Source organism: Altericista sp. CCNU0014 (assembly GCF_044923475.1).
In the GTDB taxonomy this organism is placed as follows: domain Bacteria; phylum Cyanobacteriota; class Cyanobacteriia; order Thermosynechococcales; family Thermosynechococcaceae; genus JAAURS01.
Genome location: NZ_CP137338.1, coordinates 4,159,821 through 4,179,679 on the forward strand (window position 1 = coordinate 4,159,821; position 19,859 = coordinate 4,179,679).

At 51.4% G+C, this 19,859-nt stretch carries 21 protein-coding genes and 1 pseudogene; 16 read left to right on the forward strand and 6 right to left on the reverse strand.

Translation table 11 applies throughout. From position 1 onward, the window contains the following. Positions 1 to 22: 22 nt before the first annotated feature. The 11 genes and pseudogenes from psbH to ruvC form a co-directional block, all read left to right on the forward strand. Positions 23 to 238, forward strand: a pseudogene (gene psbH / locus R6H26_RS19885) (photosystem II reaction center phosphoprotein PsbH); the annotation flags it as partial. A gap of 176 nt (positions 239 to 414) precedes the next feature. Next, on the forward strand, positions 415 to 3,015 hold the full coding sequence (locus tag R6H26_RS19890) for an ATP-binding protein (RefSeq protein ID WP_404784910.1): 2,601 nt from the start codon (positions 415 to 417) through the stop codon (positions 3,013 to 3,015). Beyond that, entirely contained in the window at positions 3,008 to 3,376 is a 369-nt protein-coding gene (locus tag R6H26_RS19895; protein WP_404784911.1) for a response regulator, read from the forward strand. Before R6H26_RS19890 ends, R6H26_RS19895 begins: the two co-directional genes overlap by 8 nt. A 245-nt stretch (positions 3,377 to 3,621) precedes the next feature. Beyond that, positions 3,622 to 4,740, forward strand: coding sequence for a photosystem II q(b) protein (locus tag R6H26_RS19900; protein ID WP_404791388.1), 1,119 nt, complete (start codon positions 3,622 to 3,624; stop codon positions 4,738 to 4,740). A 77-nt stretch (positions 4,741 to 4,817) separates the two neighbouring features. Further along, positions 4,818 to 7,163 (forward strand): photosystem I core protein PsaA, encoded by a 2,346-nt coding sequence (gene psaA, locus R6H26_RS19905; RefSeq protein ID WP_404784912.1) that lies wholly within the window; start codon positions 4,818 to 4,820, stop codon positions 7,161 to 7,163. Between the two features lie 71 nt (positions 7,164 to 7,234). Beyond that, entirely contained in the window at positions 7,235 to 9,469 is a 2,235-nt protein-coding gene (gene psaB, locus R6H26_RS19910; RefSeq protein WP_404784914.1) for a photosystem I core protein PsaB, read from the forward strand. A gap of 149 nt (positions 9,470 to 9,618) precedes the next feature. After that, positions 9,619 to 10,188, forward strand: coding sequence for a photosystem I reaction center subunit XI (locus R6H26_RS19915; protein ID WP_404784916.1), 570 nt, complete (start codon positions 9,619 to 9,621; stop codon positions 10,186 to 10,188). 50 nt (positions 10,189 to 10,238) lie between these two features. Next, entirely contained in the window at positions 10,239 to 10,391 is a 153-nt protein-coding gene (gene psaI / locus R6H26_RS19920; RefSeq protein WP_404784918.1) for a photosystem I reaction center subunit VIII, read from the forward strand. Positions 10,392 to 10,425: 34 nt separating this feature from the next. Beyond that, positions 10,426 to 10,920, forward strand: coding sequence for a Photosystem I reaction center subunit III (locus R6H26_RS19925; RefSeq protein WP_404784920.1), 495 nt, complete (start codon positions 10,426 to 10,428; stop codon positions 10,918 to 10,920). A 39-nt stretch (positions 10,921 to 10,959) separates the two neighbouring features. Next, entirely contained in the window at positions 10,960 to 11,100 is a 141-nt protein-coding gene (locus R6H26_RS19930; protein WP_404784922.1) for a photosystem I reaction center subunit IX, read from the forward strand. Between the two features lie 78 nt (positions 11,101 to 11,178). Continuing rightward, positions 11,179 to 11,655 (forward strand): crossover junction endodeoxyribonuclease RuvC, encoded by a 477-nt coding sequence (ruvC, locus tag R6H26_RS19935; protein WP_404791390.1) that lies wholly within the window; start codon positions 11,179 to 11,181, stop codon positions 11,653 to 11,655. 162 nt (positions 11,656 to 11,817) lie between these two features. On the opposite strand, the gene R6H26_RS19940 is transcribed toward ruvC, so the two are convergent. Beyond that, the gene (locus tag R6H26_RS19940) at positions 11,818 to 12,762 is read right to left on the reverse strand and encodes an FTR1 family protein (RefSeq protein WP_404784924.1); all 945 of its coding nucleotides are present in this window, start codon (positions 12,760 to 12,762) and stop codon (positions 11,818 to 11,820) included. A 95-nt stretch (positions 12,763 to 12,857) separates the two neighbouring features. On the opposite strand from R6H26_RS19940, the gene R6H26_RS19945 reads away from it, so the two are divergent. Then, entirely contained in the window at positions 12,858 to 13,085 is a 228-nt protein-coding gene (locus tag R6H26_RS19945; protein WP_404784926.1) for a hypothetical protein, read from the forward strand. Next, complete coding sequence (locus tag R6H26_RS19950; protein ID WP_404784927.1) at positions 13,064 to 13,576, forward strand: DUF4351 domain-containing protein; 513 nt, start codon at positions 13,064 to 13,066, stop codon at positions 13,574 to 13,576. The genes R6H26_RS19945 and R6H26_RS19950 overlap by 22 nt, the downstream gene beginning before the upstream one ends. Before the next feature lie 129 nt (positions 13,577 to 13,705). Here the strand turns inward: R6H26_RS19950 and R6H26_RS19955 are convergent, their stop codons facing one another. The 4 genes from R6H26_RS19955 to R6H26_RS19970 form a co-directional block, all read right to left on the reverse strand. Next, on the reverse strand, positions 13,706 to 13,987 hold the full coding sequence (locus R6H26_RS19955) for a DUF1778 domain-containing protein (RefSeq protein ID WP_404784929.1): 282 nt from the start codon (positions 13,985 to 13,987) through the stop codon (positions 13,706 to 13,708). A gap of 73 nt (positions 13,988 to 14,060) precedes the next feature. Then, complete coding sequence (locus R6H26_RS19960; RefSeq protein WP_404784931.1) at positions 14,061 to 14,387, reverse strand: addiction module antidote protein; 327 nt, start codon at positions 14,385 to 14,387, stop codon at positions 14,061 to 14,063. After that, the gene (locus R6H26_RS19965) at positions 14,374 to 14,715 is read right to left on the reverse strand and encodes a type II toxin-antitoxin system RelE/ParE family toxin (RefSeq protein WP_404784933.1); all 342 of its coding nucleotides are present in this window, start codon (positions 14,713 to 14,715) and stop codon (positions 14,374 to 14,376) included. Before R6H26_RS19965 ends, R6H26_RS19960 begins: the two co-directional genes overlap by 14 nt. Positions 14,716 to 14,758: 43 nt before the next feature. After that, entirely contained in the window at positions 14,759 to 14,956 is a 198-nt protein-coding gene (locus R6H26_RS19970; RefSeq protein WP_404784935.1) for a hypothetical protein, read from the reverse strand. Positions 14,957 to 15,165: 209 nt separating this feature from the next. Here R6H26_RS19970 and R6H26_RS19975 point away from each other — a divergent pair, with 209 nt between their 5' ends. The 3 genes from R6H26_RS19975 to R6H26_RS19985 all read left to right on the forward strand — a co-directional run bounded on the left by R6H26_RS19975 (position 15,166) and on the right by R6H26_RS19985 (position 18,286). Beyond that, positions 15,166 to 16,182: a permease gene (locus tag R6H26_RS19975; protein WP_404784937.1), complete on the forward strand. Its 1,017-nt coding sequence runs from the start codon at positions 15,166 to 15,168 to the stop codon at positions 16,180 to 16,182. A 57-nt stretch (positions 16,183 to 16,239) separates the two neighbouring features. Further along, complete coding sequence (locus R6H26_RS19980; RefSeq protein ID WP_404784938.1) at positions 16,240 to 17,004, forward strand: TIGR03943 family putative permease subunit; 765 nt, start codon at positions 16,240 to 16,242, stop codon at positions 17,002 to 17,004. Between the two features lie 160 nt (positions 17,005 to 17,164). Continuing rightward, positions 17,165 to 18,286: a DUF3747 domain-containing protein gene (locus tag R6H26_RS19985; protein ID WP_404784940.1), complete on the forward strand. Its 1,122-nt coding sequence runs from the start codon at positions 17,165 to 17,167 to the stop codon at positions 18,284 to 18,286. 240 nt (positions 18,287 to 18,526) lie between these two features. On the opposite strand, the gene R6H26_RS19990 is transcribed toward R6H26_RS19985, so the two are convergent. Beyond that, the gene (locus R6H26_RS19990; protein WP_404784942.1) at positions 18,527 to 19,777 is read right to left on the reverse strand and encodes an MFS transporter; all 1,251 of its coding nucleotides are present in this window, start codon (positions 19,775 to 19,777) and stop codon (positions 18,527 to 18,529) included. Between the last annotated feature and the right edge of the window lie 82 nt (positions 19,778 to 19,859).

The window sequence follows — 19,859 nt, forward strand, 5'->3', positions numbered from 1 at the left end:
GAATATTTCAATGGAGTAAGCGATGGAAACCACAAAATATCCTCCCAAAAAGATCGCTCCCATCCAGTATCTGCTGAGAAAACTAAATTCTAATACTGGCATGGTGGTTCGGGGTTGGGGTACAGCCCCCGTCATGGTTGTTTTAATGCTGCTATTTTTCTTGTTTTTACTCATTATTTTTGAAATTGCTAATTCATCCATTCTGCTGGAGGGCATTAACATCGATTGGTCAGTCCTCGATCGATACAGTGGCACACCCGCAACCCAAAACCCGTCTTTTGCGACGACGGGAATTGGAATCTTTTTGGGGCTACTGGCATTTGGACTATGTTGCGCTGCGTTCATCGTCTACGGATACCTAACCTATCCAGACGACGCCAAATAGTGCCATTATCATTCTATTAGGTGCAGGTCATGACGCAGCGCTTAATTAACATGCAGTCTGATGATGCTAGGCCAAAGCCGTTCGATTCCTTTGCACCTTTTCCCCAAGGGCAATTAGATTCGTTTGCGCTGTTGCTGCACCGAATGATCGATCGCATTCGGCAGTCTTTAGAACTTCCAGAAATTCTAACTGCCACGGCGGCAGAGGTACGAGATTTTCTGCAAACAGATCGCGTGATGGTGTATCAGTTTCATGCCGATGGGAGTGGGGAGGTGGTGGCGGAGTCTATTCAAGACCGGAAACTGCCTTCGCTCTTGAGGCACAATTTCCCCGCAGAAGATATTCCGGCTGAAGCGCGATCGCTATTTCTGAGCGCCCGTCAGCGATCGATTGTGGATGTTGAAGCGCAAGAAATCGGCGTGAGCCCCTTAGACAGTGGATCGGTTGGAAAAGCATTGAGGTGCGATATTCGGTTTCGTCCGGTCGATCCCTGTCACGTTGAATATTTAACGGCAATGGGAGTACGGTCATCCTTGGTCGTGCCAATTTTGGTCCAAAACCGCCTGTGGGGGCTGCTGGTATCTCACCACAGTAAACCGCTCCGCATTACAGAGCATTCACTTCAAGTAGTTCAGCTGGTTGCCGATCAGGTCTCTATTGCGATTTCCCAATCTGACCTCCTCCTCCAAACTCGCTTACGTGCCATTCAAGAAGCCACCGTCAATCGAGTTACGATGTTGCTCCACGCCACGCCAGAGATGCAATTTCAAGCTGCCTTAGAACAAACGATTGCGACCCTGCATGGGACGGGAGGCAGGCTTTATATTGCTGCGCCGAATGCCCATCAAGTACCGCAGCTCTTTACCTACGGCAGTCAGCCAGCAATGACAGATTGCAGCAACGGAGTTGAACGTATTGAGCAGCATCTCCACTGGCAAACATGGCTGGCGATGGAAGACGCCGTTGTTAAAGAGGCTGGGATTTGGGCGATTGCCGATCTATACCAATCTGTCATGCCCTCCGATCTCGCGATGGCTTTTCTAGAAACACCTGTAAGAGGGCTGCTAACGGTGCACCTCTGCTATCGCAAACTCACCTTAGGTTACCTCAGTATTTTTCGACGTGAAATCGACCTAGAACGCATTTGGGCCGGACAAATCGATCCAGACGATCCGCGTCAACAGCGGCCTCGTCTGTCATTTGAAACCTGGCGAGAGCAAAAAAAAGGTCAGGCACAGCCATGGACTGCCGCAGACATCGATCTAGCCAAGGAATTAGGAGAGCATTTCGCTGGTGCGATCTATCAAGGCGAGCTGTACAAGCAAGTTCACGCCCTCAATGCCAATCTCAAGCTAGATATTCAAAAGCGCAGGCAGGCAGAACAAGAGATTGTTGCCCTTAATACAGAACTTGAAAGCCGCGTACTAGAGCGTACCGCCCAGCTTCAGCAGGCCAATGAAGATCTTGTGAAAGAAATTAAGGAACGGGAGCGGATTTGGGTAGCGCACCAGCAAGCAGAAGCCTCCCTAGAGCGTCTCAGTCGTCACAATCAACTCATTTTAAATTCTGCAGGCGAAGGGATTTACGGTCTGAATCTCCAGGGCAAAATTACCTTTGCCAACCCCGCAGCGGCCAGAATTTTAGGCTACGAAGTCAATCAGCTGATCGGGCAGTGGATGCACACTCTGCTGCATCACTCCCAGCCCGATGGTAATCTGTATCTTCTCCCAGAAAACCCGATTTATGCCACCCTACGGGAGGGCAAACTTCAGCAAATAACAGGCGATCTATTTCGCTGTCGAGATGGATCGATGATTCCCGTAGAGTATGTTAGCAGCCCAATTCGGGAACGAAACAAAATTGCGGGAGCTGTCGTTTTGTTCAAAGACATCACAGAACGACAACTGATAGAAAAAATTAAAGATCAGTTTGTTTCCATTGTCAGTCACGAACTCCGTACCCCACTCACTTCCATCCGCAGTACCTTAGGGCTACTCTCTAGCGGCTGGCTCAAAAGCCACCCCGAAAAAAGCCAGCGCATGCTGGACATCGCGTTTTCCAATACCAATCGCCTGGTGCGACTCATTGGGGACATCCTGGATATTGAGCGCATGAAGTTTGGCAAGGTTGCGATGGAGAAAACGCACTGCAATGTTGCTGAGGTGATGATTCAGTCTGCAGATGCGATGCGGGCTATGGCCCATAAGGCTGACATTACGCTGCTGGTGGAGCCAGTAACGGCCAATCTCTGGGCTGACTCCGATCGCATTATTCAAACGCTGACGAATTTACTGAATAACGCCATCAAATTTTCGCCGCCCAATACCACCGTCCGGCTGAAAGCGGAATTGCAAACCCACTCCCAAAGGCCTCAGCGTTGCCGAACCCCCTACCTTTTGTTTCAAGTCATTGATGAGGGTATTGGCATCCCAGAAGACAAACTGGAATCCATTTTCGATCGATTTCAGCAGGTAGATGTCTCAAACGCCCGCAGCCAAGGCGGAACGGGACTAGGCTTAACCATTTGCCGAGAGATTGTGGAGCAACACGACGGTCAAATTTGGGTTGAAAGTCAGCTCGGTCGAGGCAGTACATTTTATTTCACACTACCGGTGAGCGATCGTGATTAAGCATATTCTCATCATTGACGATGAACCGGATATCCGAGAGGCAACCCAGGTTTGTCTGGAAGTTTCTAAGGGATGGAGTGTCACAACTGCCAATTCTAGCAAAGAAGGTCTGGCAATGGCAGCATCCGAACAGCCTGATGCAATTCTTTTGGATGTGATGATGCCGGACGTGGATGGATTGGCGACGTTTGAGCTGATGCGAGCCAATCCTGAAACGCAACATATTCCAGTCATTTTACTCACAGCAAAAGCTCAACCCGACGATCGTCGCCGCTTTATGGAGCTTGAAATTACGGCAGTGATCACTAAACCCTACGATCCGTTAACTTTAGCCGATCAAATCGAAAAAATCTTAAGTTAATCCCTAATGAATACCTAGGGGTGCAAGTGCATACGCAGTTTGTTTACCCAAGTGTGTACTTTTCTGAACGACGGCGGTGTCTTTAGAAGTTCTTTATTTTTTTTGTTTATTGTCCAGAGAATAGATAACTCAGTCTCTATAGCGATTAACCCGTCACAACCGATCTTGCAATCTCTGCGACGGGTTAATCTATACTTTGCAAGAAAGGAGCTATACCTTTTATGATGACCCAATTCGATCGGGCGATGTTCGATCAGGCGATCGCCAGCGATCAAATTTGCACCGATCGAGTCTCTACAAGGAATGCTTTAATTCAGCGTCAGAATCCCCTATCTTGGGAGCGATTTTGCCAATGGGTAACCAGTACCGAAAACCGCTTTTATCTAGGGTGGTTTGGGGTGCTGATGATACCCACACTCTCTACAGCAGCGATTGTTTTCGTCATTGCCTTTATTGCTGCCCCTGCGGTAGATATCAACGGCATTGGCACTCACCTGTCTGGATCTTTATGGGATGGAAATAGCCTTTTAACCGCTGCGGTGGTTCCCACATCGGCTGCAATTGGACTACATTTTTATCCCATTTGGGATGCGGGTTCTGTCCAAGAGTGGTTGATCAATGGCGGCCCTTATCAGCTCATCGTGCTGCACTTTGCAATTGGCATCATCTGCTACCAAGATCGAGAGTGGGAGCTGTCCTACCGTTTGGGCATGCGTCCTTGGATTTCCATGACCTTCACTGCGCCCGTTGCTGCAGCGTTATCCGTTTTAATTATTTACCCGATCGGTCAGGGTGGATTTGCGGAAGGGATGCCCCTCGGAATTTCCGGTACTTTCCACTTTATGTTTGTGTTTCAGGCAGAACACAACATTCTTATGAGTCCCTTTCACCAGTTGGGGGTTATAGGGGTCTTTGGGGGCGCTTTTCTTTGTTCTGTACATGGGTCTTTAGTGACTTCAACACTATTTAAAAAGACAAAGCCCCACGAACCGATTAATGCCGGATATAAACTGGGTCAAAAAGAAGAAACTTATAGTTTTAAGGCCACTCAGCGCTATCAACAGAAACTCTTTTGGAAAGGTCTGTTTTTTCCTAGCTCGCGCTCAGTTCATTTTCTGCTGGCGGCATTGCCCGTGGCAGGCATCTGGTCAGCAGCGCTAGGGGTTGATATTGCGGCCTTTAACTTTGAAAAACTGACCTTTGACCCGCCTGTCGTCATTGACAATCCATCAGGCACTATTCCCACGTGGGCCAATGCTGTCCGTAGCGCTAACGCAGGGCTGGCAATGGCGAGCGGACGGGATGGCAACCCCTTTCCGCAAATGTTGGAGTTCAGCGATGAACCCGTAAGGGTTACGCGCTAACCCAAAGATTTACCCAAAGATTTTTTATTCACCTAGACCGTATATCTCTCATACCTAAAAAAAGAGGAGAGTCTCCCATGACAAAAAGTCCTCCAGAGCAGAGGGCGAGGGTCACTGTCGATCGAAGTCCAGTCCCCACTTCTTTTGAGAAATGGGCATTGCCGGGACACTTTGACCGATTGCTGGCGAAGGGCCCTAAAACCACCACCTGGATTTGGAACCTCCACGCCAATGCCCACGATTTCGATACCCATACCAGCGATTTACAGGACATTTCTCGCAAGATTTTTTCAGCTCACTTTGGGCATCTTGCGGTAGTCTTTATTTGGCTGAGCGGCATGTACTTCCACGGCGCTCGCTTTTCGAATTATTCGTCTTGGATGGCGGATCCGATCCATATTAAGCCCAGCGCTCAGGTAGTTTGGCCCATTGTGGGGCAAGATATCCTGAATGGCGATATGGGCGGTGGTTTCCATGGCATTCAGATTACGTCTGGTTTATTCCAGATGTGGCGGGCCGCAGGTATAACCAATGAGTATCAGCTTTACTGCACGGCCATTGGTGGCTTGGTGATGGCAGCTTTGATGCTGTTTGCTGGCTGGTTTCACTACCATATCAGCGCGCCCAAGCTAGAGTGGTTCCGCAATTGGGAATCCATGATGAATCACCACCTGGCTGGGCTGCTAGGCTGCGGTTCCCTCGGCTGGGCGGGACACCAGATCCATGTGGCACTTCCCACCAACGAACTGTTGGATCGAGGGGTTGCCCTGAAGGATATTCCATTACCCCACGAGTTCATTCTGAATAAGGCGCTGATGCCGGAAATATATCCGAGCTTTGCGCAGGGATTAACGCCGTTCTTTACGCTGAATTGGGGCGCTTACGCCGATTTCTTGACCTTCAAGGGGGGATTGAACCCAGTCACGGGTGGGCTTTGGCTCACGGATACGGCCCACCATCACTTGGCGATCGCCGTAATTTTCATTATTGCGGGGCACTTCTACCGTACCAACTGGGGTATTGGTCACGACTTCAAGGAAATGCTGGAAGATGCCAGAGCACCCAAAATGCTCCCATTCCTGAACTTTATTGGCCCCGTAGGACATGGTGGTTTGGAGAAGATTTTTGAAACCTCCTGGCACGCCAATCTATCCATTCACTTGGTGCAGTTTGGCACGGCCAGTCTGCTGGTGGCCCACCATATGTATGCGATGCCACCCTATCCTTATCTGGCGACAGACTACGCCACAGTCACGTCCTTATTTACCCATCACGTCTGGATTGCAGGCTTCTGTATTGTGGGGGGTGCGGCCCACGCCGCTATCTTCATGGTGCGGGACTACAACCCAGCAGATCACGTCAACAATATTCTAGATCGCACCATTCGGCACCGAGATGCCATTATTTCCCACTTGGCTTGGGTCTGTCAGTTCTTGGGCTTCCATAGCTTTGCGATGTACTGCCACAACGACACCATGCGAGCTTTTGGGCGACCTCAGGATATGTTTTCCGATACGGGTATTCAGCTTCAGCCCATTTTCGCCCAGTGGATTCAGCATATTCAGACCGCTGCAGTGGGGGCGACTCAAGCGGCTCAACCCTTGGGCGATGTCTTTGGCGGGTTGCGCAATATCGAACTTGGGGGATTAGGGATGACGGCTCCGGGGCTGAGCGCGCCCGTCAGTTATGCCTGGGGGGGTGGTATTGTTGCTGTCGGTGGAAAGATTGCTATGATGCCCATTCCGTTGGGAACGGCGGACTTTCTGATTCACCATATTCATGCCTTTACCATCCACGTCACCGTTTTGGTGCTCCTGAAGGGAGTCTTGTACGCCCGCAGTTCTCGGTTAATTCCAGACAAGGGCAGTCTGGGTTTCCGATTCCCCTGCGATGGGCCGGGACGGGGCGGGACTTGCCAGGTATCCTCCTGGGATCATGTCTTCTTGGGGCTGTTCTGGATGTATAACTCCCTATCGATGGTAATCTTCCACTTCTTTTGGAAAATGCAGTCGGATGTGTGGGGCACGCTCAATCCAGATGGCACCATTACTCACATTACGGGCGGTAACTTTGCCCTGAGTTCAATTACCAATAACGGTTGGCTGCGAGACTTTTTGTGGGTGCAGTCAAGTCAGACGATCTTCTCCTACGGTTCTTCCGGTTCGGCCTACGGCCTGCTGTTCCTAGGCGGACACTTTGTGTTTGGATTCAGCCTGATGTTCTTATTTAGCGGTCGGGGCTATTGGCAAGAGCTGATCGAGTCCATTCTTTGGGCCCATAACAAGCTGGGCATTACGCCCGCAATTCAGCCCCGCGCCCTCAGCATCATTCAAGGTCGAGCAGTGGGAGTAGCGCACTACCTCCTCGGCGGAATTGTTACAACTTGGGCATTCTTCCTAGGACGCATGGCCTCCATTGGGTAGGGGGCGATAGGGAATCGTCTTGATTCTCCATCGCCCATTTTCACTAAGTTCACCACAACTGATTGAAAACTATGGCGACAACAAAATTTCCTAAGTTCAGCCAGGATTTGCAGCAAGACCCGACCACGCGGCGGCTCTTCTATGCGATCGCCACTGCCCACGACTTTGAAAGCCATGACGGCATGACCGAGGAAAACCTTTACCAAAAGATTTTTTCCTCTCACTTTGGTCATCTCGCCATTATCTTTCTGTGGGCATCGGGTTTGCTGTTCCACGTAGCCTGGCAAGGTAACTTCGAGCAATGGATTCAAGATCCGTTGAATATCCGTCCAATTGCCCATGCCGTCTGGGATGCCCAGTTCGGGCCAGGGGCAATTCAGGCTTATACCCAATCTACTGCCCATAACCCGGTAGATATCTGCTACTCCGGTGTCTATCACTGGTGGTACACCATTGGCTTGCGCACAAATAACGAACTGTTTGTCGGGGCGCTCTTTTTGCTCCTGCTCGCTTCGGTTTGTCTCTATGCAGGTCGGTTACACCTTCAGCCTAAATTTCGACCAACCCTAAGCTGGTTCAAAAACGCAGAATCGCGGCTGAACCATCACTTGGCTGGGCTGTTTGGCGTCAGCTCTCTGGCATGGGCAGGGCACCTCATCCACGTTGCGATTCCCGAATCTCGCGGGCGGCATGTGGGCTGGGATAACTTCCTGCAATCGCCCCCCCATCCTGCGGGTTTGGTGCCGTTTTTTACAGGCAACTGGGGCGTTTACGCTCAAAACCCTGATGCGCCAACGCATCTTTTTAACACTTCCCAAGGAGCAGGCACCTCAATTCTAACGTTTTTGGGGGGCTTCCACCCTCAAACGCAATCCCTGTGGCTGACGGACATGGCCCATCACCATCTGGCGATCGCCGTTCTGTTCATCGTAGCGGGACACATGTACCGTACCAACTGGGGGATTGGGCACAACATTAAAGAAATGCTGGAAGCCCTGCAAGGCCCAGGGCCTAAAGGGTTCTTCATTGCCCCCAACACCGGGCGCGGCCATCAGGGAATTTACGACACCTACAACGAGTCGCTGCACTTCCAGTTGGGCTGGCACCTTGCTGCTTTAGGCGTCATCACCTCTTTGGTGGCACAGCATATGTACGCGATGCCGCCCTATGCCTTTATCTCTAAAGACTTCACCACAATGTCGGCGCTGTATACCCACCACCAGTACATTGCGGGATTTTTGATGGTGGGAGCCTTTGCCCATGGTGCCATTTTTATGGTTCGAGACTACGATCCTGTGAGCAATCAGGACAACGTTCTCGCTAGGGTGCTGGCCCATAAAGAAGCGATTATTTCCCATCTGAGCTGGGTGTCGATGTTCTTGGGTTTCCATACTTTGGGGATCTACGTCCACAACGACTGTGAGGTCGCCTTTGGCGCGCCGGAAAAGCAAATCTTAATTGAGCCCGTGTTTGCTCAATGGATCCAAGCGACCCACGGCAAAGCGCTCTACGGCATCAGTACGCTGCTCTCCAATCCTGATAGTGTGGCCTCAACCGCATGGCCGAATCACGCCAATATCTGGTTGCCGGGCTGGCTGGATGCCATTAACTCCGGTACCAACTCGCTATTTCTGACCATTGGTCCAGGAGATCTACTGGTGCACCATGCGATCGCCCTCGGACTCCATGTCACCACCCTAATTCTGGTCAAAAGCGCCTTGGATGCCAGAGGTTCCAAGTTGATGCCCGACAAAAAGGACTTCGGCTATGCTTTCCCTTGCGATGGGCCGGGTCGAGGCGGCACCTGCGATATTTCCGCCTGGGATGGGTTCTATCTCGCCATGTTTTGGATGCTCAACACCCTAGGCTGGATTACCTTCTACTGGCACTGGAAACACCTTGCCGTCTGGTCTGGCAACGTTGCCTCGTTTAACCAGGGTTCCACTTACCTGATGGGCTGGTTCCGAGACTACCTCTGGCAGTATTCCGGCCCCTTAGTGAATGGGTACAACCCCAACGGCACCAGTGGCTTAGCGGTGTGGGCTTGGATGTTCCTGTTCGGGCATTTGGCTTGGGCAGTGAGCTTCATGTTCCTGATTACTTGGCGAGGCTACTGGCAAGAACTCATCGAGACGCTGATGTGGGCTCATGAAAACACGCCGCTCTCCTTCGGCTATCCCAAAGACAAGCCCGTAGCGCTCTCCATCGTTCAGGCGCGATTGGTAGGGCTAACCCATTTTACTGTGGGGTATGTCGCGACCTATGGAGCCTTCTTGATTGGGGCAACGGCCAGTAAGTTCGGTTGATTTTTGATAAGCAAAAGGAGCGTACTCTCCTACACTCCTTTTGCCATTACAAGCTTGAGACACTACTCTCCTCTCGTCTCATGAAGTCCTGGTCTCTGGGCTAAGTGACCAGGGCTTTTCCCATCATTTTAATTCAGCAAGGTAAAAAAATGACGGCAACTCACGAACTAGAACCGAGCGCGGTTGAGTACGAAGATACCTGGGTCAAGCCCTATCGGGGCGATCCGTGGCTCGGCAATCTCTCTACGCCGATTAATAACTCGCCGCTCGTCAGAGCCTACATCCAAAATCTGCCAGCCTACCGCAAAGGGCTACCCCCCTTTATGAGAGGTTTAGAAATTGGCATGGCCCACGGCTACTTTCTCGTTGGGCCAGAAGTCGTCGTCGGCCCGCTGCGAGAAACAGCCCACGGCGCTAACCTAAGCGGCCTCATCACGGCGATTTACATCACCGCCTCTGCCTGCTTAGGAATTTCTATTTTTGCTCTGGCAACCTTTCAGGGCAATCCCAGGGGTACCTATAACTCTCACTCCCAAGATGCCTTGAGGCCCCTCCGCAAAAAAGAAGACTGGTTTCAACTTTGTGGCGGTGTCTTTCTAGGATCGATGGGCGGGGCTATCTTTGCATTTTTGCTACTAGAAAACTTTAGCGATCTTGATGCCATTTTGCGTGGCGCAGTCAATATTAGCCAGAGCTTGCCAAGTTGGCTGTTTGGGTGATTCCCGCCAGCCGCCGCGACCCCATTCAAAATTTAATTGGAGTGTTCGTTATGGTAACAGACCTAACCCAGCTCACCGGAGAGTATGCAGCTTCCTGGCTCCCTTGGATCCTGATTCCTCTGGTATTTTACATTCTTCCGTTCCCTATCATTGCGCTTGTCTTTCTCTGGATAGAGAAAGAGGCGATGGAGGAAGAAAATTAGACCCGTAAAAATCCTATTTTGAGGAAAACATGCGATGCGACCATCTATCTCCCGCTTTTGGTTATTTGCGATAAGTTTGGCAATTGCCCTTTATCTTGCCCACCCTGCCCACGCAGCCAATCTAAATCTTGTTCCTTGCAGCGAATCAGCGGCATTTCAACAGCGTCAGAACAGCGCTCCAGAAGGCTACTACTACACCAAACCCTTTGAAGTTTATTCATCTGAACTGCTGTGTGGCGAAGATGGACTCCCGCACTTACCATTGGATCGTTTAGATCGAGCCGTGGATGTCGCGATCCCAATCGCATTATTTCTGTACGTTGCTGGATTTATTGGCTGGTCTGGTCGAGCTTACCTTCAGGCTGCCAGTAAATCAGAGAACCCAGCAGAAAAAGAGATTTTTATTGATTTGCCCTTAGCGCTTCAGTCTTTCATTCAAGGATTGCTCTGGCCTCTACTTGCACTACAACAACTCCTAAGCGGTAAGTTGACGGTTAAAGAAAGCGAAATTACTGTGTCGCCGCGCTAAGCTGCCTATTTTATTCAAAAAACTCCCGGAGTCTTACTCATGCAGTACTTTCTGAAATATCTGACCAGCGCTCCAATCATGGCGGCACTAACAATGGCCATCCTTGCGGGGGTCCTCATTGAGCTGAACCTCTTTTTCCCAGGGTTGCAGTACGGTACTTATTTTCACTCAGTTCCGTAATCTAATTTTAATCAGATGGGATAGTGGCACAATATTGGGGTCGAGTTCGAAGCATCCCTTTATGGTTCGGAGGTTCCCATCCGCATCCTTGGTTTAGACCCTGGCTTAGCTTCCCTGGGATATGGGGCGATCGCCCTTTCCCAATCCGCACCCGATCGAACGCCAGAGTTGATCGATTTTGGCATCATTCAAACGCCAGCCAAAACGCCCATCGGAGATCGGCTTTGCACGATTTGTGCGGACTTGGCTACCGTCATCGATCGAGTTCAGCCCGACCTCGTGGCGTTAGAAAAGCTGTTTTTTTACCGAATGGGTAACATTATTTTGGTTGCCCAAGCCCGTGGTGTCGTTGCCTTGGTGATTGCCCAGCACAAGCTGCCCCTGATAGAATTCACGCCCGCGCAGATCAAGCAGGCACTGACGGGCTATGGCAATGCTGACAAAACTGCCGTGCAAGAGGCGGTGGCAAGGGAACTAAACCTAAAGGCCATCCCAAAACCCGATGATGCTGCCGATGCTTTAGCCGTGGCTTTAACAGCGCGATTGCAGCTTTAACTGCGCTCGCAATATTTTTTTGCCAAAATAAAACCTAAAAAAGAACCAACGGCGTTCGAGATGGGCATCATGAGGTAGTTGATAAGCCATTTCACCCCTAGCTTTGATGCGACGCAGTGTTGGTTCGTTCGTTTGGCTATTGTCAGCCTAGCGAATTAATGACTAAGCGTCCATCGAGCTAGGGTTTTCTTGTGCGAAGGGAGCGATGGCGGGAGATTTGGGCGCGCTTAAACTGCGCCAGTAAAGGGTGCCAGCCACCGCCATGAAGACGAGATAGGCGATCGCTTGGCCTAGGAAAAGGCGATCGCGGTAACCCAAAAAGGTCTTCAGCAAAATACCGGGGAACTGACGATCTGGCAAAATCAGGTGTCCGTCCCACAATAACGGTCCCAAAATGCAGGAATCGGCGGATGGGATCGGACAAAGATTTGTGGAAACGAAGGGATTCAGGATCCCGAGGGCTGCATCGAGCTGTTTGGTCGCTCCTAAAACAAGGCCGCCGACAATCAGCAATAAGAAAATCCCCATGATCTGAAAAAACTGCTTGAGGTTGATGCGGATGCCGAGGGCAAAGAGCGCCCAACCGATTCCCGTTGCGCCTATGAGACCGGCGATCGCCCCCGCAACGGAAGACCACCCGCTCTGAAGTTGGGCCACGATAAACAGCGCGGTTTCGATGCCCTCTCGCAGTACCGCCACAAAAATGAGCGTCCAGATGCCCCATTCGGCTTTCCCGTCGGCGGCAATCATTTGCTTTACAGATCCTTCAATTTCGGCTTTGGCAGTGCGGGCTTGCCGAGTCATCCAGATCAGCATCCAGGTGAGCATGGCGATCGCCACTAGGCTAAAGCTCAATTTGAGAAACGGCAGCAGCACTGCTGCGTAGGGTTGCTCGGATGCTTGCAAGCTCTGGAGCAAGGCGCTGAGTCCTACACCCACGAGGACGCTCCCGACCAATCCTGAAGCTAAGCCAAAGTACACCCAATGCTTGAGTTGAGGCTGCTGTGCTTTCTGAAGCAGGGCTAGGACGATGCCGACCACGAGAGCTGCTTCGACGCCTTCTCGTAGGGTAATGACGAAGGTGGGAAGTGCGGCACTAATATCCACGGGTCTTTCTCAAGGGATGACGGCTGGAATCTCTTCTCTATTATGTCGAGTCTGAGATAGAGGGTGTATTTTTCGCTCGATAAATGGGTGTAGTAATGGTGCACGATCGTTACTTCGTCGCTTCAGATCGGGGTCGCATCGCGGTTGGCGAGGCAGTGGCGATCGCGGGTTCCAATCGCGACACGTTGAAACTGCATTTCAAGCATTTGATTGCAATGAAAGTTTGTCTTGGCGACCCCATCGATATGATGCCAATTACCCTGATACCTCGCTTAATTTTAGGTTTGGGACAGCGGAACTGTTGGATTGGCGCGATCGCCTAGACGAGCTGGAATCTAGCACTAATCCATTTGCGACGGTGGTAATGACGCATTTGAAGGTGGTTGAGACAAAACGCAATGTGGATCGGCGTAAGGCTTGGAAGTTTGCGTTAACTCGGGCGCTCTATGAGAAAAGCTACCAACGGCAAGAGATTCTGGATTTATACCGCTTTATCGATTGGGTTATGATTTTACCAGAGGCAGTAGAGCGTGAGTTTTGGCAGGAACTCCAAGTCTTTGAGGAGGAAAGAAAGGTGACTTATGTAACGAATGCGGAACGGTTCGGGTTTGAGCGAGGGATTCAGGAGGGGTTACAACATGAACGATCGCTTATCCTCCGCCTGCTTTCCCGACGTGTAGGGATTCTCTCTTCTGAGGTGCGATCGCAGGTTGAATCCTTACCCCTGGAACAACTGGAATCGCTGGGCGAGGCGTTACTGGATTTTTCTTCTGCGGCTGATTTGGATGAGTGGCTGCGGACTCTTGGTGCGTAGCTATCGCACTCGTAATACTGCGGCCTAAGGGGCGATCGCCTTGGATCGAGAACCGATTGAGAGCCTCCTCGCTGCAGTCGAATTGCTCTACCGCATGGCGACGTTCCAGCTTTTCAATACTCAGAACCGTCATGACGAAGCAGATTCATCAAAAATGCTCAGCTCGTTCAGCAGACGTTCCATGCGCTCATGACGACGGGGCGGCGCATCGAGCGCGGCCATAAAAGCAGTCCATTGTTCGGCATCCAGTCCAAAATGCTGCCGATCGGCCAGTGTTTCATCGGCTTGCGCCAAAGCACTTTCGAGCACGAAATCGCTGACAGAACGGTGGGCAGCGGCACGGTAGAGCTTTTGCTTGGCGGCAGGAGTCAGTCGCAAATCTAGTTTCTCAGAACGGGTTTTAGTTGTCACGGTATTACCCCGATTTGTAAGCTCATCCGAACATAAACGTCCGACAATGTCATAACATTCTTGTCGTTCAAAATTATTGCAATGTGGGTACAGAGGGCGTCAGCTTTTGCGGTGCAAGACGATAACCCATCGCCTTCAAAATTGCGTTCACGCTGCTGAATTGCGGATTGCCATTTTCCGAAAGGGCTTTCTGCAACCCTTTGCGGCTCAGGCCAGAGACCTCGGCAATCTGACTGACACCTTTGACACGGCTTACGATTCGCAGAGATGACAGCAGTGCAGCAGCATCGCCACTTTCCGCATACTCGTCGAACAGCACAGTAATGTAGTCATCAATTTCATCTGGATGCTTGCGAAGATATTCCTCTTCAACCTCGCCGATCGTTCTATGATTCCGCATCGCTCAGATACTCCCGCCAATAGACTTTAGCTCGTGTAATATCATCATCCTGACTGCTTTTATCCCCACCACATAGCAGAACAACTAGATCGTTGCCGTGTTCGCCGAAATAAACTCTATAGCCGGAACCGAAGAACATCCGTAATTCGCTTACCCCTTCTCCGACTGGCTTGCAATCACCATAATTGCCCTGCTGCATTCGTGACACACGGGCAAGGATACGCTTTCTTCCCATGACATCCCTCAGGCCATTCATCCATTCGCTGAAGGGTTCCTGTCCATCGGGTGTCGTGTAGACGATAACCCTTCTCGGTAATGCATTTGTCACGCTATTCTACTTTTCTTCCGACATTATAGCGAACTATAGTTCGCTATCGTTGCAAATGCAACAGGATCCCCTTCTGTAAGCACTTTGTGCAGACAGTATCCATCGCAAACAGTTCATCCGCATCATCCATGCTGAGGTCGGCAAAGACATTGCCACTACCTCGTTGAAAGGCAGGTTGTTCGTCAGGATGATGCATGGTTTGGGGTAAACGCTTGACAAAGCGATGGGCTAAGATCGCCACGCATCAAGAGTCCGCAAACACCTGACAGGGTATGAGTTGGAGCAGACGATCGCTGCTGTTAAGGGCAATCGAAAAGAGACACGCGGACGATTCAGGCGTAAAATTCTATGATTGATGGGGACTGCTGGAACTCAAGCTTTGGGGGGCAGGTCTATCCCAACAGTGCTTTAGCGTTCAATTCCCAACAGGTTTCACCATAAACGGGTCGCATGTCTCAATTTAATAGTGGTTTTACCCTGTTTCTCAGCCTAATCGTGGAGGCCATCCCCTTTTTGCTCCTAGGAGTGCTGGCCTCCAGCGTGCTGCTGCTGTTTGTCAACGAACAGCGTCTCATCGCGCTGATGCCCAAAAATCCGTTTCTAGGCGCATTGGCTGGGAGCCTATTGGGTTTCCTGTTTCCGGTGTGTGAGTGCGGGAATGTGCCCGTGGCCCGGCGTCTGCTTCTCCAGGGGGTATCGGTTCCGGTTGCGATCGGTTTTTTGTTGGCCGCACCCACCATCAACCCCGTCGTGATCTGGGCCACCTGGACAGCCTTTCGGGACCAGCCTGAAATTGTGGTGCTCCGGGTCGTGTTTTCCCTGATTATTTCGACGACCGTGGCCTGCGTCTTCAGCGTTCAAAAGGATATGCGTCCGTTTTTGCAGCCCGCCCTAGCCCGATGGATGCCGGATGTCCTCGTGCAGCCCAGCCTGTCCGACACGCCTGCACTGCTGCAAACGGGCACGTTTTTGCTGGGTCAGCCCAGCGGACAGCCCGTGGCCTTCGATGCAGTTGCCGCCGCCGCGCTCCGCCCCAATCCTAAAGCCAAGATTCCTTGGCAAGATCGACTCCCCCTCCTCCTGGAAAATATGGTGCAGGAATTGCGGGAACTGGGCGGCATTCTGGTGCTGGGCAGCCTTTTGGCCGCCGTAATTCAGGTGGCCGTGCCCCGCGAGTGGGTATTGAGTATCGGCCAAGGTCCCGTCACGTCCGTCATTGCTATGCTGATTTTAGGCGGCGTGATTTCCATTTGTTCGACGGTGGATGCGTTTTTTGCCCTATCCTTTGCCACGACCTTTACCAGCGGCGCAATCTTAGCCTTTCTAGTCTTTGGCCCCATGTTCGACCTGAAAAGTTTGGGGCTGCTGCTCACCATTTTTCGGCCCCGCGCCATGATTTATTTGGTTGTTTTGATCGTTCAGCTCACGCTGATCTTGACGCTTTTTATGAATTTACATGTCAGCTAACCTCCCAACCCTCGCTAAGCTTCGATATCGGTACGCAATGCCAAGGACTGAGATGCCATGAACCCAACACCTCCTCTCCCGCGCCAGCAATGGTCAAAGCTATCGGAGTGGATTCATACGTTTGCTCTGGGTTTGTGGGGCGCGCTGTTTCTGTTCTACTGGCACTCCGGTAAGTTGGGGCTGCTGATCCATCCCAATTACTTCGCCCTCAGTATTGGAGCGGGATTTGTGCTGTTGGCGATCGCCAGTCTCAACCTCCTGCGCATGATTCGCCGTCAGATGGGGTGGCGAGAATCGCACCAAACTCTCTTTTCACCGCTGCTCATGAGCTGCATTTTATTGGTTGCGGCCATCATGGGCTTTTTGATCGCGCCCAGACCCTTCGTGAGCGATACGGCCATTCAGCGAGGGCTTCAGGACAGCGCTATCGTGACGCGGGTGCGGCCTCAGTCGTTTCGCGTCAATCGCTCTTCGGAGTCGCGATCGCTTATTGACTGGATTCGGACCATCGATGTATACCCAGAACCGGATGCCTACGCAGGGCAAAAAGTCAGCGTGGATGGCTTTGTCGTGCGCGACCCTAATTTACCGGCAGGCTACTTTACCCTAACGCGGTTTGTGATCACTTGCTGTGCAGCGGACGTTTACCCCGTGGGACTTCCCGTGAGATTTACGCAGTCCAAAAGCGAAATTCCAGCCGACCGCTGGTTTAAAGTTCGGGGCAAAATGGCGACAGAAACGCTGAAGGGCAAACGTCAAGTCGCGATCCAGGCCAGTACGGTTCAGCCCATTCCAGAACCCAAAAACCCTTACGCCTATTAACTTTTTTTACCACTAAAACAACAATCTGAAGCCGCCGTCACAGCCCTCGGACAAACTGTGGAAATGGCTCTTGACAATCAAATGTATGGGCTTATAGTCTATGCAGACAAGTAACTCTTTAGCCTGGGTTTTTGAGTTGCGCTAAGGGTGTGAGGAACGAATGATGAGTCAATCTGGACTGCGGGTCTGGAGCCTTTGTGCTGGAGCTATAGCACTTTGGCTGTGGTCGAGCGGCAGACCATCCCAAGCCGTAACATTTAGTCAAGTTGAGGTGGACCAAAGCAAGTTTGTGGCCGTTGCAGTCCCTCGCGCTTCGGGCTATTACACCCTACTGGTTTTGGAACAGCGCTCTAATAAAAAGCCATGCTGGCGAGAGAGCAGTTCTAGCCCAACCCGCATCGATCCGTTGCTGCTGAATTTTAACTTTACGGGTATTTGCGGGCGCAGTACCGATAGCAATGGGTATTCCATCCGCGCTGCGGGCCGAGATTTGGGAATGAGTTACCAGCTCAGCCTGCAAAAACAGAAAAACGATCTGCTGTTACTGGGCGTTCCTTCTCGCTCTGGTAAAGGAAAAGGAAAAGTCATCGAGCTGGGCCGCACCCATGGAATTCGCTCCGGTTTTCTGAAAATTAAATTGAAGGATGGTTGGCGATTTGCAAAACGCACCTATGGGGGTAAAACCCTCGGTCATATCTATTTCAGTCGGGATACCGCACCCGCCGCTCGGGTGGCTTCTCGTCCAGAACAGAAACCTTCAAAGACTCCCAAACAGCCTTCAACGAGTCCCAAACAGGTCGTCTACAAACCCGCTCCTCCTTCCGCTCCTGCCTCCGATGTTTCTGGACGACATTCCTATTTGGTGATGGTGCTTGCCCCCACTCCAACTCAGCAAGCTAAAGTTCGCGCTCATCAGCCCGGTGCTTTTAGAACTTCCCATCGGGGTCAGTCGGTAATGCAGGTGGGTATTTTTAGCAATCGCACCAAGGCAGAATCGCTCAAGACGGCACTAACCCGTCAAGGGTTCAAGGTACTCATGGTGACCAAGACCGCTAGGGCGCTTTCAAGCCAGAGCGATGCGATCGCCGCGCGCCAAGAGCTTACCCCAGTCGAAGGATCGGCATCCGAGCTGACTCGAATTGCAGTACCGAAGCAAAAGTTGCCAATCGGTTATATTCGCGGAGCGCGAGGCGTCTACACGTCAGGATATCGCTTCCCCAAACGGTCGAAACTGCCCCCACCCCCACCATCCAGCGAGCTGAGAACTGAGATACCGCAGTGACTCCAACACGAGGCCGCACAGCTAGGGCAGTCGTCGGGCTGAGGTGAGGCGATCGCCCTTCCCTATCCCGGCTATTGCACGAGGGCGATCGCAGTCTGTCGCATAACCTCGACAGGGCGATCGCTCAATAGCCGATGTTGCTGGGGTTGAAGCTAGAGCGTAGCTAGAGCTTGATGGGCGATCTCGCTTTGGGGCTGGCTTTCCTCAAAGTCATTGGAGGGGCGATCGACCAGCGTGTGCTCAATATCGGAGGCTTTTTGCCAACACGAACATCACACCGGATGCCAACCAAGCGCCCACAACAATGCTGAGAATGCCAGCATCAAAGCTTCCTGTCATAGCCACAATCGTTCCTGGAATCAGAGAACCGCCAACACCACCCAACAAGACCGCTAACCCGTTGTAAAGCCCAGTCCCAGCACCAACGCGATCGACGGGTAAGATGCGCTGAACAATCGCGTATTCCTGAGCACCATAGGCACTTTGACAGAACACCGCGCCCGCGAAAAATAACACCAAAGGCACCGCCTGAGTTGTCGTGGAAGCAATGTAGACCATACCGCCTGCCATCAGGAAACCCATCCCTGCGAGCTGTATTCTCCCTTGGAGCTTGTCTCCTAAATATGCCATTAAGGCAATACCGAACATTCCTGCGGTATAGACCAGCGCAAGGGGCCATCCCAATTGTTCGAAATCGATCCCTTTGGCACGATTAAAGTAGGTTGGCAGCCAATTCAATAAACCAAAGGAACAAAATGCATTGAGGCTTCCTCCAGTCACCATGAGCCAAAACAAAGGATTTTGACGATAGGCAATCTGCTGTATTTTCTGCTGTTGTTTCTGCTGTTGAAAGTCGGTTGCGGTGACAACAGCATCTGGGCTAGCGATATGGGACGGCTCATCTGGTATGAGAAAGTAAATCAATGGAAGCGACAGCAGCATTCCGCCAATCCCTAGCCCAGCAAAGGTCGATCGCCAGCCCCACAGATGAATCAAAGGAACAATAATAATGGGCGCAATAGAGGTAGACAATAAAATGCCGCTTACCCAAATCGCATTGGCTCGCGATCGCTCGTCGGACAGAAACCAACGGCTGGTAATCGCACTGGCCATGGGGATATGGACGCCTTCGCCGAGTCCTAGGAGCAGACGCAAAACAATCAAGGCGGACAAGGAATAGCCCAATGGGGCGCTCAAAATCGTAACGAGAGAGAACGCACAAATGGTCATCATGACACTGCGTTTTGGCCCGAATCGCTCAGCAGCAGGACTCATTAGCATGTTAGAGAGGGCATAGGAAACATAGAAGGCAGCAAGTAACAATTCGCCCTTTGAGCCGACTTCGCGATCGCTCCAACCAAAATCTTGAGCCAGTCGAGGGAGCGCCAGAGAGAGGTTATTGCGGTTAAAATAATTAATCACAATAGTTACGGCGAGAACGGCAGGAATTTGCCATCGGGGTTGGAATATTTTGGGTTTAAGGGTCGGCATCAAAAATCTCTCCATCTGAAGCCCAGTTTTCCAAGAATACCTAGAGTTGAGCCATTGTGTGTAATAGGAAGCTAAATTCGAT